General features: G+C 60.1%; 11 protein-coding genes. 8 read left to right on the top strand and 3 right to left on the bottom strand.

The annotated features are described in order from the left end of the window. Positions 1 to 3: 3 nt before the first annotated feature. The 6 genes from aroK (at position 4) to hemE (ending at position 11,034) form a co-directional block, all read left to right on the top strand. On the top strand, positions 4 to 522 hold the full coding sequence (gene aroK / locus U6037_RS01995; protein WP_011332081.1) for a shikimate kinase AroK: 519 nt from the start codon (positions 4 to 6) through the stop codon (positions 520 to 522). A gap of 152 nt (positions 523 to 674) precedes the next feature. After that, complete coding sequence (aroB, locus tag U6037_RS02000; protein ID WP_322845622.1) at positions 675 to 1,775, top strand: 3-dehydroquinate synthase; 1,101 nt, start codon at positions 675 to 677, stop codon at positions 1,773 to 1,775. A gap of 10 nt (positions 1,776 to 1,785) precedes the next feature. Then, positions 1,786 to 3,378 carry an AAA family ATPase gene (locus tag U6037_RS02005; protein WP_322845623.1) on the top strand — a complete coding sequence of 531 codons (1,593 nt, stop codon included), beginning with the start codon at positions 1,786 to 1,788 and terminating at the stop codon, positions 3,376 to 3,378. 350 nt (positions 3,379 to 3,728) lie between these two features. Next, the gene (gene gltB / locus U6037_RS02010; RefSeq protein WP_322845624.1) at positions 3,729 to 8,174 is read left to right on the top strand and encodes a glutamate synthase large subunit; all 4,446 of its coding nucleotides are present in this window, start codon (positions 3,729 to 3,731) and stop codon (positions 8,172 to 8,174) included. A 126-nt stretch (positions 8,175 to 8,300) separates the two neighbouring features. Then, positions 8,301 to 9,719, top strand: coding sequence for an FAD-dependent oxidoreductase (locus tag U6037_RS02015; RefSeq protein ID WP_039757038.1), 1,419 nt, complete (start codon positions 8,301 to 8,303; stop codon positions 9,717 to 9,719). Between the two features lie 247 nt (positions 9,720 to 9,966). Continuing rightward, positions 9,967 to 11,034 carry a uroporphyrinogen decarboxylase gene (gene hemE / locus U6037_RS02020; RefSeq protein WP_322845625.1) on the top strand — a complete coding sequence of 356 codons (1,068 nt, stop codon included), beginning with the start codon at positions 9,967 to 9,969 and terminating at the stop codon, positions 11,032 to 11,034. A 178-nt stretch (positions 11,035 to 11,212) separates the two neighbouring features. On the opposite strand, the gene U6037_RS02025 is transcribed toward hemE, so the two are convergent. Then, complete coding sequence (locus tag U6037_RS02025) at positions 11,213 to 12,487, bottom strand: MFS transporter (protein ID WP_322845626.1); 1,275 nt, start codon at positions 12,485 to 12,487, stop codon at positions 11,213 to 11,215. 118 nt (positions 12,488 to 12,605) lie between these two features. Here U6037_RS02025 and U6037_RS02030 point away from each other — a divergent pair, with 118 nt between their 5' ends. Beyond that, positions 12,606 to 13,508 carry a LysR family transcriptional regulator gene (locus tag U6037_RS02030; RefSeq protein WP_322845627.1) on the top strand — a complete coding sequence of 301 codons (903 nt, stop codon included), beginning with the start codon at positions 12,606 to 12,608 and terminating at the stop codon, positions 13,506 to 13,508. 104 nt (positions 13,509 to 13,612) lie between these two features. Here the strand turns inward: U6037_RS02030 and U6037_RS02035 are convergent, their stop codons facing one another. Then, the gene (locus U6037_RS02035; protein ID WP_095120715.1) at positions 13,613 to 14,050 is read right to left on the bottom strand and encodes an excinuclease; all 438 of its coding nucleotides are present in this window, start codon (positions 14,048 to 14,050) and stop codon (positions 13,613 to 13,615) included. 296 nt (positions 14,051 to 14,346) lie between these two features. On the opposite strand from U6037_RS02035, the gene U6037_RS02040 reads away from it, so the two are divergent. Further along, entirely contained in the window at positions 14,347 to 14,550 is a 204-nt protein-coding gene (locus U6037_RS02040; protein WP_093430087.1) for a DNA-binding protein, read from the top strand. A 110-nt stretch (positions 14,551 to 14,660) separates the two neighbouring features. On the opposite strand, the gene U6037_RS02045 is transcribed toward U6037_RS02040, so the two are convergent. Further along, on the bottom strand, positions 14,661 to 15,464 hold the full coding sequence (locus U6037_RS02045) for a hypothetical protein (RefSeq protein ID WP_038360091.1): 804 nt from the start codon (positions 15,462 to 15,464) through the stop codon (positions 14,661 to 14,663). Between the last annotated feature and the right edge of the window lie 5 nt (positions 15,465 to 15,469).

The following is a 15,469-nucleotide window of genomic DNA, read 5'->3' on the forward strand; positions in this document are numbered from 1 at the left end:
TCTGTGCGAAATTTGATTCTTGTAGGACCGATGGGCGCTGGCAAAAGCACCATCGGCCGGTTGCTGGCCAAAGAGTTGCGCCTGCCGTTCAAAGATTCCGACAAGGAAATTGAACTGCGCACGGGCGCCAATATCCCGTGGATCTTCGACAAGGAAGGCGAACCCGGCTTTCGTGACCGTGAGCAGGCGATGATCGCCGAGCTGTGCGCGTTCGATGGCGTGGTGTTGGCGACCGGCGGTGGTGCAGTCATGCGCGATGCCAATCGCAAGGCCCTGCATGAGGGTGGGCGAGTGGTGTATCTGCACGCCTCCGTTGAGCAGCAGGTCGGACGCACATCGCGCGACCGTAATCGACCGTTGCTGCGCACCGCCAATCCGGAGAAAACCCTGCGCGACCTGCTGGCGATTCGTGATCCGCTCTATCGGGAAATCGCCGATCTGGTGGTAGAAACCGACGAACGGCCGCCACGCATGGTCGTACTCGACATTCTCGATCGTCTGGCGCAGTTACCTCCCCGTTAAAGCATCGCTCGAAATGCGCTATCCTCGGCGTCCTGTCACAGCCCGTCGAGGTTGTGGCGGATGGCGTGCGAGCGGCGTCATACCCGCTATAGGCCGCAGATAACCAATAATTCAGGGCAGGACGCCTGCTTCCATCTTCACTGTGGGGACACATGCAGACACTCAAGGTCGATCTAGGCGAGCGCAGCTACCCGATTCATATTGGCGAAGGTTTGTTGGATCAGCCTGAGTTGCTGGCTCCGCATATCCATGGGCGGCAGGTGGCAATCATCTCCAACGAGACCGTTGCGCCGCTCTATCTCGAACGTCTGACCCGCAGCCTGGCGCAGTTCTCGGTAATATCGGTGGTGTTGCCGGACGGCGAAGCCTTCAAGAACTGGGAAACCCTGCAACTGATCTTCGACGGTCTGCTGACCGCCCGTCATGACCGCCGCACCACCGTGGTCGCCCTCGGCGGCGGTGTGATCGGCGACATGGCCGGTTTCGCCGCTGCCTGTTACCAGCGCGGCGTCGACTTCATCCAGATCCCTACGACATTGCTGTCCCAGGTCGATTCGTCCGTGGGCGGCAAGACCGGCATCAACCATTCGCTGGGCAAGAACATGGTCGGCGCGTTCTATCAACCGAACGTGGTGCTGATCGATACGGCGTCCCTGAAAACCCTGCCAGAGCGCGAGCTGTCGGCGGGCTTGGCGGAGGTCATCAAATACGGTCTGATCTGCGATGAGCCGTTCCTGACCTGGCTCGAAGTCAACGTCGATGCCCTGCGTGCGCTGGATCAGAAAGCCCTGACTTACGCCATCGAGCGCTCCTGCGCAGCCAAGGCTGCGGTTGTGGGTGCCGATGAGAAAGAAACCGGCGTACGCGCCACGCTCAACCTCGGCCACACCTTCGGTCACGCCATCGAGACCCACATGGGCTATGGTGTCTGGTTGCACGGGGAAGCGGTCGCCGCTGGCACGGTGATGGCGCTGGAAATGTCCGCCCGTCTGGGCTGGATCAGTGACGCTGAGCGTGATCGCGGAATTCGTCTGTTCCAGCGCGCCGGTCTGCCGGTGGTGCCACCGACGGAAATGACCGAAGCCGATTTTCTTCAACACATGGCAATCGACAAAAAAGTGATCGACGGTCGTCTGCGCCTGGTGCTGCTGCGCCGGATGGGCGAAGCGGTAGTGACCGCCGATTATCCGAAAGAGGTTCTACAGGCCACGCTGGGAGCGGATTACCGCGCCCTGGCTCAGCTTAAAGGTTAATAAGATTCCGATGACTAGTTTGCATGCCGACGAGGCGTTCCTCGGCCATTTCCAGTTAAGTCACGACCCGTTCGCGCCGCGCGTGCCGGGCTTCAAATTCTTTCCGGCCCAGCGCAAACCGGTGCTGGGTCAACTGCATCATCTGGCGCGTTATAGCCAGTTGCTGCTGGTAGTCACTGGACCGCAGGGCAGCGGCAAAACGTTGCTGCGTCAGGCGCTGGTCGCCAGCACCAACAAGCAGTCGGTGCAGAGCGTGGTGGTTTCCGCCCGTGGCGCCGGCGATGCCGCCGGTGTGCTGCGTCAGGTCGCTCAGGCGCTGAACGTTGCTCAGGCCGAAGTGGGCGCGATTCTCGATCAGGTGGTGCAACTCGCGCTGACCGGTCAGGAAGTCTATTTGCTGGTGGATGACGCCGAGCAGCTCGACGAATCTGCCCTCGAAGCGTTGATGGCGCTGGGCGCCGGCGCACCGGAAGGTCGCCCGCATGTGTTCCTGTTCGGCGAGTCATCGCTGATCGCGCAGCTTGAGGCCTTGCACCTCGAGGAAGAGCGTTTCCACGTCATCGAATTGCAGCCGTACACCGAAGAAGAGACCCGCGAATATCTCGACCAGCGGCTTGAAGGCGCAGGCCGGGGCGTCGAACTTTTCACCGCAGATCAGATCTCTGATATTCACGAAAGCGCCGAGGGTTGGCCGGGCAACATCAACCAGGTCGCTCGCGATGCTCTGATCGAAGTCATGATTGCCAGCCGCTCTGCGGTCAAGCGTCCAAGTATGGGGTTCAACATGCCGAAGAAACACGTATTGGCGATTTCCGCCGTCGTTGTGGTCGCGGTCGCTGCCGCCTGGCTGATGCCGGGTCGCAACAAGGCGCCGACCACCGGTGCACCGGCCAATGAACAGGCACAGTTGCCATTGGGTCAGGGCGCAGCCAATGGCGGCGCGCCGAACGTTGAGTTCGCCGGTAATACGCAGCCGATGCCGTTGCCGCTGGTCGGCAACTCGCAACCGGTGATGCGCGGTCCTTTGGCCGAAGCGGCCGGTGGCATTACCGAAGGCGACGATGGCGTGCCGCTGGAAGGTTCCAGCGACACCCCGCCGACCGTTACCACTTCCGCGCCGCCTGCGGGCGTTCCGGCCGGCCCTGCGCCGACACCGGTTCCGTTGCCAGCGGCCAAGCCGACTCCGGCGCCGACGCAAGTGGCTACCGCCAAGCCTGCACCGGCAGCGCCAGTGGCCAAACCGGCTCCAGCACCGGCCAAGCCTGTGGCTGCGGCCAAACCGGCCGAGAAGCCTGTTGCCGTCGCCAAAGCCGCCGGTGGCAGCTGGTACGCGGGTCAACCGACCGGCAACTACGTGGTGCAGATCCTCGGCACCAGCTCCGAAACTGCCGCGCAAAACTTCGTCAAGGAGCAGGGTGGCGAGTACCGTTATTTCAAGAAAGTCCTCAACGGCAAGCCTCTCTACGTGATCACCTACGGCAACTTCGCCAATCGTGATGCGGCCGTTTCTGCCATCAAGGCCTTGCCAGCGAAGGTTCAGGCTGGTAAACCTTGGCCTCGCACTGTGGCCAGCGTCCAACAGGAACTGGCAACAACTCGCTGAAGATTCGGCGGCCTTACCCAGGCCGCCTCTCCAAGCACCTCAAAATTTCTACGAGTGCGCGCCGTCTCTACAGACCGCGTGCCTTGTGGTGTCTGCGTCACAGTAGTCTTTGAGTCGTTGCGGTCAAAATTAAAAAAGTTTTGACTAGCACAGCAGATCGCTTTAAACCTTTCACAAATGCGACATGAATTTGCGACATTTCGTCGTCAAATTTGTGAGCCTCTGTGTCGCTGTGTACAATGACCACCCTTTTGCCCCTGCTAAGCCGGCGTACGTTCGGCGCAGGATGCAAGTGGTTGAATTGAAAAGAAATTTGCCTCGAAAAGAGGCAGCCTGGTGAGAAAGTGTCTATGAAAGCAGGTCTGTACCAACCAGATGAATTCAAGGATAACTGCGGTTTCGGCCTGATAGCCCATATGCAGGGCGAGCCCAGTCATACCCTTTTGCAAACGGCCATTGAGGCCCTGACCTGCATGACCCACCGCGGTGGGATTAATGCCGACGGCAAGACCGGTGACGGTTGCGGTCTGCTGATTCAGAAGCCTGACGCGTTCCTGCGAGCCATTGCCCAGGAAACCTTCAGCGTCGAACTGCCCAAGCAATATGCAGTGGGCATGGTTTTCTTCAACCAGGATCCGGTCAAGGCCGAAGCCGCTCGCGAGAACATGAACCGCGAGATCCTCGCTGAAGGTCTGCAATTGATCGGCTGGCGCAAAGTGCCAATCGACACCAGCGTCCTCGGCCGCCTGGCCCTTGAGCGCCTGCCACAGATCGAGCAGGTGTACATCGGCGGTGAAGGCCTGAGCGATCAGGATATGGCCGTGAAGCTGTTCAGTGCACGTCGTCGTTCGTCGGTGGCCAACGCCGTCGACTCCGACCACTACATCTGCAGCTTTTCGCACAAGACCATCATCTATAAAGGCCTGATGATGCCGGCCGACCTGGCCGCGTTCTATCCAGACCTGAGCGACGAGCGCCTGCAAACCGCGATCTGCGTGTTCCACCAGCGCTTTTCCACCAACACTCTGCCGAAATGGCCACTGGCGCAGCCATTCCGCTTCCTCGCCCACAACGGCGAGATCAACACCATCACCGGTAACCGTAACTGGGCGCAGGCCCGTCGGACCAAGTTCACCAATGATCTGATGGATTTGGAAGAGCTCGGCCCGCTGGTCAACCGTGTCGGTTCCGACTCCTCGAGCATGGATAACATGCTCGAGCTGATGGTCACTGGCGGCATCGACCTGTTCCGTGGCGTGCGGATGATCATTCCGCCGGCGTGGCAGAACGTCGAAACCATGGACCCGGATCTGCGTGCGTTCTACGAGTACAACTCGATGCACATGGAGCCGTGGGACGGCCCGGCTGGCGTGGTGATGACTGACGGTCGTTACGCGGTGTGCCTGCTCGACCGTAACGGTCTGCGCCCGGCGCGTTGGGTCACCACCACCAACGGTTTCATCACCCTGGCGTCGGAAATCGGCGTGTGGGACTACAAACCTGAGGACGTGATTGCCAAAGGCCGCGTCGGCCCTGGCCAGATCTTCGCCGTGGATACCGAAACCGGGCAGATCCTCGACACCGATGCGATCGACAACCGTCTGAAATCCCGTCATCCGTACAAGCAATGGCTGCGCAAGAACGCTCTGCGCATCCAGGCGACCATGGAAGACAACGACCACGGTTCGGCTTTTTACGACGTCGATCAGCTCAAGCAATACATGAAGATGTATCAGGTCACGTTCGAAGAACGCGATCAGGTCCTGCGTCCGCTCGGCGAGCAAGGCTACGAAGCCGTTGGTTCGATGGGCGACGACACGCCGATGGCCGTGCTGTCGCAGCGCGTGCGCACGCCGTACGACTACTTCCGTCAGCAGTTCGCGCAGGTCACCAACCCGCCGATCGACCCGCTGCGTGAAGCGATCGTGATGTCGCTGGAAATCTGCCTCGGTGCCGAGCGCAACATTTTCCAGGAGTCGCCGGAACACGCTTCACGCGTGATCCTCAGCTCGCCGGTCATTTCCCCGGCCAAGTGGCGCTCGCTGATGAACCTCGACCGTCCGGGTTTCGAACGGGCGATCATCGACCTCAACTACGACGAAAGCGTCGGCCTCGAAGCGGCGATCCGCAACGTTGCCGATCAGGCTGAAGAGGCCGTGCGCGCCGGTCGCACCCAGATCGTTCTGAGCGACCGCCATATCGCTCCGGGCAAGCTGCCGATCCACGCCTCGCTGGCGACCGGTGCCGTGCACCACCGCCTGACCGAAAAAGGCCTGCGTTGCGATTCCAACATCCTTGTTGAAACCGCGACCGCCCGTGACCCGCATCACTTCGCCGTACTGATCGGTTTCGGCGCCTCGGCGGTCTATCCGTTCCTCGCGTACGAAGTGCTGGGCGACCTGATCCGTACCGGTGAAGTGCTGGGCGACCTCTATGAGGTGTTCAAGAACTACCGCAAAGGCATCACCAAAGGTCTGCTGAAGATCCTCTCGAAGATGGGTATCTCGACCATCGCTTCGTACCGTGGTGCGCAGCTGTTCGAAGCCATCGGCCTGTCCGAAGAAGTTTGCGACCTGAGCTTCCGTGGCGTGCCGAGCCGCATCAAGGGTGCACGTTTCGTCGACATCGAAGCCGAGCAGAAAGCACTCGCCACCGAAGCCTGGAGTCCGCGCAAGCCGATCCAGCAGGGCGGTCTGCTGAAGTTCGTCCACGGTGGCGAATATCACGCCTACAACCCGGACGTGGTCAACACCCTGCAAGCCGCTGTGCAGCAGGGCGACTACGCCAAGTTCAAGGAATACACCGCGCTGGTGGACAACCGTCCGGTGTCGATGATTCGCGACCTGTTCAAGGTCAAGACCCTCGACACGCCGCTGGACATCAGTGAAATCGAACCGCTGGAATCGGTGCTCAAGCGCTTCGACTCTGCCGGTATCTCGCTGGGCGCACTGTCGCCGGAAGCTCACGAAGCCCTGGCCGAAGCCATGAACCGCCTCGGTGCGCGTTCCAACTCCGGCGAAGGCGGTGAAGACCCGGCGCGTTACGGCACCATCAAGAGCTCGAAAATCAAGCAAGTTGCGACTGGCCGCTTCGGGGTGACTCCGGAATACCTGGTCAACGCCGAAGTGCTGCAGATCAAGGTCGCGCAAGGCGCCAAGCCGGGCGAGGGCGGGCAACTGCCGGGCGGTAAAGTGAACGGGCTGATCGCCAAGCTGCGTTACGCAGTGCCGGGCGTGACCCTGATTTCGCCGCCGCCGCACCACGACATCTATTCGATCGAAGACTTGTCGCAGCTGATTTTCGACTTGAAACAGGTCAACCCGAAGGCGCTGGTCTCGGTGAAGCTGGTAGCAGAAGCGGGCGTCGGCACCATCGCCGCCGGTGTGGCCAAGGCCTATGCGGACCTGATCACCATCTCCGGTTACGACGGTGGCACCGGTGCCTCGCCGCTGACTTCGATCAAATACGCCGGCGCACCGTGGGAACTCGGCCTCGCCGAAACCCACCAGACCCTGCGCGGCAACGACCTGCGCGGCAAAGTCCGGGTGCAGACCGACGGCGGCCTGAAAACCGGCCTCGACGTGATCAAGGCGGCGATCCTTGGCGCCGAAAGCTTCGGCTTCGGTACTGCGCCAATGATCGCGCTGGGCTGCAAATACCTGCGTATCTGCCACCTGAACAACTGCGCCACCGGCGTTGCGACGCAGAACGAGAAGCTGCGCAAGGACCACTACATCGGTACCGTCGACATGGTGGTGAATTTCTTCACCTACGTCGCCGAAGAAACCCGTGAGTGGCTGGCCAAGCTCGGCGTGCGCTCCCTCGAAGAGCTGATCGGTCGCACCGATCTGCTGGAAATCCTCGAAGGCCAGACCGCCAAGCAAAACCACCTGGATCTGACGCCGTTGTTGGGCAGCGATCACATCCCTGCGGACAAGCCACAGTTCTGCGGTGTTGAGCGCAACCCGCCGTTCGACAAAGGTCTGCTGGCCGAGAAAATGGTCGAGATGGCCTCATCGGCAATCAACGACCTCAGCGGCGCCGAGTTCGACCTGGACATCTGCAACTGCGACCGTTCGATCGGCGCGCGGATCTCCGGCGAAATCGCCCGTAAGCACGGCAACCAGGGGATGGCGAAAGCGCCGATCACCTTCCGCTTCAAAGGCACTGCTGGTCAGAGCTTCGGTGTGTGGAACGCCGGCGGTTTGAACATGTACCTCGAAGGCGACGCCAACGACTACGTCGGCAAAGGCATGACCGGTGGCAAGCTGACCATCGTGCCGCCGAAGGGCAGCGTCTATAAGACTCAGGAAAGCGCCATCATCGGCAACACCTGCTTGTACGGCGCGACGGGCGGCAAGCTGTTCGCCGCCGGCACCGCAGGTGAGCGTTTCGCCGTGCGTAACTCCGGTGCCCACACGGTTGTGGAAGGCACTGGCGATCACTGCTGTGAGTACATGACCGGTGGTTTCGTCTGCGTTCTGGGCAAGACCGGTTACAACTTCGGCTCTGGCATGACCGGTGGTTTCGCCTACGTGCTCGATCAGGACAACACCTTCGTTGACCGGGTCAACCACGAACTGGTGGAAATCCAGCGGATCAGCGGCGAGGCGATGGAAGCCTATCGCAGCCACCTGCAAAACGTGCTGAACGAGTATGTCGCGGAAACCGACAGCGAGTGGGGTCGTGAACTCGCCGAAAACCTCGATGACTACCTGCGCCGTTTCTGGCTGGTCAAACCGAAGGCGGCGAGTTTGAAATCTCTGCTCTCCAGTACTCGTGCGAGTCCGCAATAACGGCGCAGCTGCAAGCCACTGGCTTCAAGCGGCAAGCTGGAGCCAGTGCGCGCTGTAACGGACTAATGTGATTTTCTTGCAGCTTGAAGCTTGTAGCTTGGAGCTGTCGTGTAAGAGGTTTTGAAGATGGCCGAACGTCTCAGTAACGACTTTCAATTCATCGATGTCGGGCGCAAAGATCCGAAGAAGAAACTGTTGCGTCAACGCAAGAAAGAGTTCGTCGAAATCTACGAACCGTTCAAACCCCAGCAGTCGGCCGATCAGGCCCACCGCTGCCTGGGTTGCGGCAACCCGTATTGCGAATGGAAGTGCCCGGTGCACAACTTCATTCCCAACTGGCTGAAGCTGGTAGCCGAAGGCAACATCCTTCAGGCCGCCGAGCTGTCGCACCAGACCAACACCCTGCCGGAAGTCTGCGGCCGGGTGTGCCCGCAGGATCGTCTGTGCGAGGGTGCCTGCACCCTTAACGACGGTTTCGGCGCGGTGACCATCGGTTCGGTCGAGAAGTACATCACCGACACCGCGTTCGCCATGGGCTGGCGCCCGGACATGTCCAAGGTCAAGCCGACCGGCAAACGTGTCGCGATCATCGGTGCAGGTCCGGCGGGTCTCGGTTGTGCCGACGTGCTGGTGCGTGGTGGCGTGACCCCGGTGGTGTTCGACAAGAACCCGGAAATCGGTGGCTTGCTGACCTTCGGCATCCCCGAGTTCAAGCTGGAAAAGACCGTGCTGAGCAATCGTCGCGAAGTCTTCACCGGCATGGGCATCGAGTTCCGCCTGAACACCGAAGTCGGCAAAGACGTGACCATGGAGCAACTGCTCGCCGAATACGATGCAGTGTTCATGGGTATGGGCACCTACACCTACATGAAGGGCGGCTTTGCCGGTGAGGATCTGCCGGGCGTTTATGACGCGCTGGACTTCCTGATCGCCAACGTCAATCGCAATCTGGGCTTTGAAAAGTCGCCGGAAGATTTCGTCGACATGAAAGGCAAGAAAGTTGTGGTGCTGGGTGGCGGCGACACGGCGATGGACTGCAACCGCACGTCGATCCGTCAGGGTGCCAAGTCGGTGACCTGTGCTTATCGTCGTGACGAAGCGAACATGCCCGGCTCGCGCAAAGAGGTGAAGAACGCCAAGGAAGAAGGCGTGAAATTCCTCTACAACCGCCAGCCGATCGCTATCGTCGGTGAAGACAAGGTCGAAGGCGTCAAAGTGGTCGAGACCCGTCTCGGCGAACCGGACGCCCGTGGCCGTCGCAGCCCTGAGCCGATCCCGGGTTCCGAAGAGATCATCCCGGCCGACGCCGTGGTCATCGCGTTCGGTTTCCGTCCGAGCCCGGCGCCATGGTTTGAACAGTTCGAAATCCAGACCGACAGCCAGGGCCGCGTTGTTGCGCCTGAGCAAGGTCAGTACAAGCACCAGACCAGCAACCCGAAAATCTTCGCCGGTGGCGACATGGTGCGCGGTTCCGACCTGGTGGTGACGGCGATCTTCGAAGGCCGTAATGCCGCTGAAGGGATCCTCGATTACCTGGGCGTTTGACCTCCAGTTCGAAACTGCACCGCAACTCCTGTGGGAGCTGGCTTGCCAGCGATAGCATCACCTCGGTCAATCTGACAAAACGAGGTGCCTGCATCGCTGGCAAGCCAGCTCCCACAGTGTTTTGTGGTGTTGCAAAATCTGCATTCCAACGCAATAAATTGACCCGATAGACAAAAGGCTGACCTGCATCCGTGCCTTTTGCGTCGCGCTCTGAGAAAATGCCCGCACTTTTTTTCCGGATGCCGACATGACTGCCCTGAAGAACGACCGTTTCCTCCGCGCCCTGCTCAAGCAACCCGTAGACGTCACCCCGGTGTGGATGATGCGTCAGGCCGGTCGCTACCTGCCTGAGTACCGCGCCAGCCGCGCCCAGGCCGGTGATTTCATGAGCCTGTGCATGAATCCGGAATTCGCCTGCGAAGTCACGATGCAACCGCTCGACCGCTATCCACAACTGGACGCGGCGATCCTGTTTTCCGACATCCTCACCATCCCCGATGCCATGGGCCAAGGCCTGTACTTCGAGACCGGTGAAGGCCCGCGCTTCAAGAAAGTCGTCAGCACGATGGCTGATATCGAAGCGCTGCCAATCCCTGATCCGCACAAAGACCTCGGCTATGTGATGGACGCGGTGAGCACCATCCGTCGCGAGCTCAACGGTCGCGTGCCGCTGATCGGTTTCTCCGGCAGCCCGTGGACCCTGGCGACCTACATGGTTGAAGGCGGCTCGTCGAAAGACTTCCGCAAGACCAAAGCCATGCTCTACGACAACCCGCAAGCCATGCACCTGCTGCTGGACAAACTCGCGCAGTCGGTGACCTCGTACCTCAACGGCCAGATCATGGCCGGCGCGCAAGCCGTGCAGATTTTTGATACCTGGGGCGGCAACCTGTCGGCGGCGGCGTATCAGGAGTTCTCGCTGGCCTACATGAAGAAAATCGTCAGCGGCCTGATCCGCGAGCACGACGGTCGCAAAGTACCGGTGATCCTCTTTACCAAAAATGGCGGCCTGTGGCTGGAAAGCATCGCCGAGGCTGGCGCTGACGCACTGGGTCTGGACTGGACCTGCGACATCGGCAACGCCCGCGCCCGTGTAGGTGACAAGGTTGCCCTGCAAGGCAACATGGACCCGACCGTGCTCTACGCCAAACCGGAAGCGATCCGCACTGAAGTCGGACGCATTCTGGCCAGCTACGGCAAGGGCAGCGGTCACGTGTTCAACCTCGGCCATGGCATCACGCCTGAGGTTGATCCGGAGCACGCCGGTGCGTTCCTGCGCGCGGTGCATGAGCTGTCGGCGCAGTATCACGAGTGATCGCCACACCATAAAAAACGCCCGGCTAAATGCCGGGCGTTTTTATTTGCACGATCCTACGTCGGCCGCGGACCAATTGTAGGAGTGAGCCTGCTCGCGATAGAGGTGAGTCAGTCGCCCAATATGTTGGCTGACACACCGCTATCGCGAGCAGGCTCACTCCTACATGGGTTACGCGTCAGGCCTTTACACCCTGCAATGGCGGCAACTTCGCCAGCTTCAACGCCACCAGTAGCGCGATCAGCAACAGCGCGCCAATAAACAAGCCGATGCCATTCCACCCGCCCAAATGCCAGAACACCCCGCCCGCCGTGCCGGCAATGCTCGACCCGGCGTAATAACTGAACAGGTACAACGACGACGCCTGTCCCTTGGCCTTGGTCGCGCGACGACCGATCCAGCTACTCGCCACCGAGTGCGCGCCAAAGAAGCCAAAGGTGAAAATCAGCATGCCGACAATCACCAGCAGCAGCGGCGTAAACATCGTCAGCGCAAGGCCGGCGAACATCAATGCAATCGTGGCCCACAACACCTTGCGCCGGCCCAGTTTGTCGGCCAGCGAACCGATTTTCGCCGAGCTGTAGATGCCCGATAGGTACACCACCGAGAGCAAACCCACAAAGACTTGATCAAGGTTGTACGGCGCCGCCAGCAAGCGATAGCCGATATAGTTGAACAGGGTGACAAATGCGCCCATCAACACAAACGCTTCGAGAAACAGCAGCGGCAAACCAGCGTCGCGAAAGTGCATGGTGAAACCGTCGAGCAAACTGCGCGGGTGCAGCGAGCGCGAGCGGAAATTGCGCGACTCCGGGAGAATTTTCCAGAACACCGCCGCCGCGATCATCGCCAGACCGCCGATCACCAGCATCGCCGTGTGCCAGCTGACGAAGTCGATCAACACACCGGTGATCAAGCGCCCGCTCATCCCGCCAATCGCGTTGCCGCCGATGTACAGACCCATCGCCAAACCGATGTGCTGCGGATGAATCTCTTCGCTCAGATAAGTCATCGCCACCGCCGCCAGACCGCTCAGCGACAGCCCGATCAGTGCGCGCATGATCAGCACGCCTTCCCAACTAGGCATCATTGCACTGGCCATCGTGCACAGCGCCGCCGCGAACAGCGCAGTCACCATCACCGGTTTGCGCCCGACCCGATCAGAAATCGGCCCGGTAATCAGCAGGCCGATGGCGAGCATGCCGGTGGCCACCGAGAGGATCAGGCTGCTCTGCGCCGCGTTGATCCCGTACTCGTGGGATAGCAGCGGCATCATCGGTTGCACGCAATACAACAGCGCAAAGGTCGCGAAGCCGCCGCTGAACAGCGCCAGCACCGTGCGCATGAACATCGGCGTGCCTTTTTCGATGTAGATCTCTTGCAGTTCGGCGACGACATCGCCGGCTGCAGCAGGCGGAACTTCATGGGCAAGGGGCGCAACAGCAGTTTTCACTTCAGACCTCGGAGGGCACGGCCGGGCAGGCAATGAAAAAATCATATAGCTGGCTAATGTTTCTATCCAATATATTGTTCGACCTGTTTGATAGCTTTAACGACCTAATGGAGTTTTCATGGAATTGCGTCATCTGCGCTACTTCATCGCCGTCGCTGAAGAACTGCATTTCGGCCGCGCCGCACAAGTTCTGGGCATCTCGCAGCCGCCGCTGAGCCAGCAGATTCAGGCGCTGGAACAGGAAGTCGGTGCGCGTCTTTTCGAACGTACCAATCGTCGGGTCGAGTTGAGCGAGGCTGGTCGATTGTTCCTCGAAGAAGCGCGCTTGGTGCTGGCGCAGGTCGATAAAGCGGCGGACGTCGCCCGGCGTGCGCAACTCGGTGAGCTGGGCGAATTGAAGATTGGCTTCACTTCGTCGGCACCGTTCAACTCGACCATTCCGCAGGCGATCTTTGCCTTTCGCCAGCGTTTTCCGGCGGTGCACCTCAACCTTCGTGAGATGAGCAGCACGCAAGTCGCCGAGGGCCTGGTGGATGAGTCGATCGAGGTTGGCATCATGCGCCCGCTGGGTTTGCCCGATTCGCTCAGCGTGGTCGAGTTGATGCGCGAGCCGTTGGTCGCGGTGCTCGGTTCCAAGCATCCGCTGGCCCAGGGATCGGAGGAGGGCTTGTTTCTCTCGGCGCTGGCACTGGAGCCGTTCGTGTTCTTTCCGCGCAGTTACGGCAGCGGACTTTACGCGCAATTGCTGAGTCTGGCGCGCGATGCCGGGTTCAGCCCGCACTTCGCCCAAGAGGCGGGGGAGGCGATGACCATCATCGGTCTGGTCGCAGCGGGGCTGGGGGTTTCGGTGCTGCCGGCGTCCTATCAGCGGATGCGCATCGACGGCGTGGTCTATCGCCCGTTGCTCGATCCGGAAGCGGTGTCGGCGGTGTGGCTGGTGCAGCGCAAGGATCAGAAGTCGCCGATGGCCAAGGCGTTTGTCGAACTGCTCACGCGCAAGGTCGAACCTTCAAAGGCGTGATTGCTGCGCAATCAAATCGCGAGCAGGCTCGCTCCCACAGGGGAACGCATTCCAAGGTGGGAGCGAGCCTGCTCGCGAAGACTTAAGCCCGAACGCCCAATCTTTCAGGGCAACCGCACCAAATCCCCCTTCAACGCCACCCGCGTGACAAAGATCCCCGCCCGGCACTCATAGGTATTCAAATCCTTGCGCACATGCTGGTCGTAGTAACTGACGATATTGACCACCGCATTCGCCCCGACCCGCTTGGCATCGGCCTGCAACTTGATCAGATTCGACTGCAACACCCACTCGCAGGAGTTGTGGTCACTCTTGTTGAAGCCATTGGTCTTCAAATCACTGACCACCCCTCGGCGCAGTAACTGCTGCGTGCCCTGCGGCCCATTGCCGAGCAGATAGAACTTCACACTGCCATCCAGCCGCCCGGCGCGAATCGCGTCCGACAGCACGGTTTCGAAGGGCATGTACATCAGGTTGGTGGCGTGGCTGGCGCTGGGCAGTAGCGCGAAAAGCGCAGCGGCGATCAGGGCTTTCACTTGCATGGTCATCTCCTTGACGGTGAAAGAGAACCGCGAGTGCAGGGCTGATAGGCTCGCCGTTCCATCAGGCGCGGTGCGACGGCCTGTCAGGACGAGTGTAGATGCTGAAACGAGCAGGGCGCCGAATGGTGCCCTTGTGGCGAGAAAATTTATCCTCGCGTTATCGCGGATTTAAGGTGATTGCGATCTGGACTACACAAGGTCAGTGCATTCCCTACGAAAACTTCAGAAGTGAGTGCCTTGTGTGAATAACCTAAGGACGCTAATTTTCTTAACGCCAGAAATCATCAAGAAAAAACATGATCGAAAAATTCACGAACTGGGACTCTATCGATTATTTGAAAACTGAAGAGGACTTGGTGACCTATCTTGAGATTTGCCTGGATGAAGCAGGGGGAGATCTTCGATTCATCGCCAAAGTGCACGGGACGATTGCCCGTGCCCGCCTCAGGATGTTGGGCAACGCCCCAAAATGTTCCCGCAAGGGGCTTGTGAGACTCTGAGGATCCTGGGTGACCAGCCATCGCAGAGCCAGACAGGTAGTCGGCGATGACAAGCCAACCTGTTTGTGAAAGGGCGCCGAATGGCGCCCTTTGTCGTTTCTACAATCCCATCAATCCACGTGCGCCAAATCCCCGCGCAGCGCCACGCTCGACACCACCAGCCCGGCACGGCACTGGAATTTTTCGGTGTCTTTGTACAGGTCGCGCTGGTCGACGCTGGCGATGTTGATCACCGCATTGGCGTCAGCTTTCTTCGCAGCGTTCTGCAGGGTGGCCAAGGCCGATTGCAGGGCCCAGAAGCAGGCGTCTTCGTCGGACTTGTTCGAGCCGTTGGTTTTGCGGCTGCTGCTCACGGTGTCGAGTTTTCGCACTTGCTTGGGCAGGGTTTCGCCGGCCAGATAGAACTTCACGCTGCCGTCGAGCAGGCCGGCGTCGGTGGCGCGTTTGACGCCTTCACGGAAGCTCAGGTAAGTCGGCTCGTCAGCGCCCTGTTTGATGATGCCGAGGTTGTTGACGGCTTCGATGTCCGGGTTGATCGACAGTTCTTTGAGTACGTTGTCGCGCAGGCGGTTGACCCAGCGGTTGTAGTTGCCGTGGATCTTGCCGTCCTTGGCGTCGAGGCCGTAGCTGCTGCGGTAGTCGATTTCGAACGAGGTCGGGGTGAACGGAATATCGACTTCGGCGTGATGGCGACCGCGCACGGTGATCGCCGCTTTGATCATGCCCGGACGCACCGATTGCACGACCCACTGGCGATCGTTCAGTGCAGTGACGATGGCGCGGCTCATCTGTTGCTGGGTGAAACCGAGGTTGGGCGAGAACTCTTCCTTGGCGTTGTAAACCGGTTTACTGGTGCAACCGCCGAGCACAAAAGCCAGTGCCAACAGAGCGGCGATGCGGTGAAACTGAGTCATTCCCT

Origin of the sequence: Pseudomonas sp. B33.4 (assembly GCF_034555375.1) — a bacterium.
In the GTDB taxonomy this organism is placed as follows: Bacteria; Pseudomonadota; Gammaproteobacteria; order Pseudomonadales; family Pseudomonadaceae; genus Aquipseudomonas.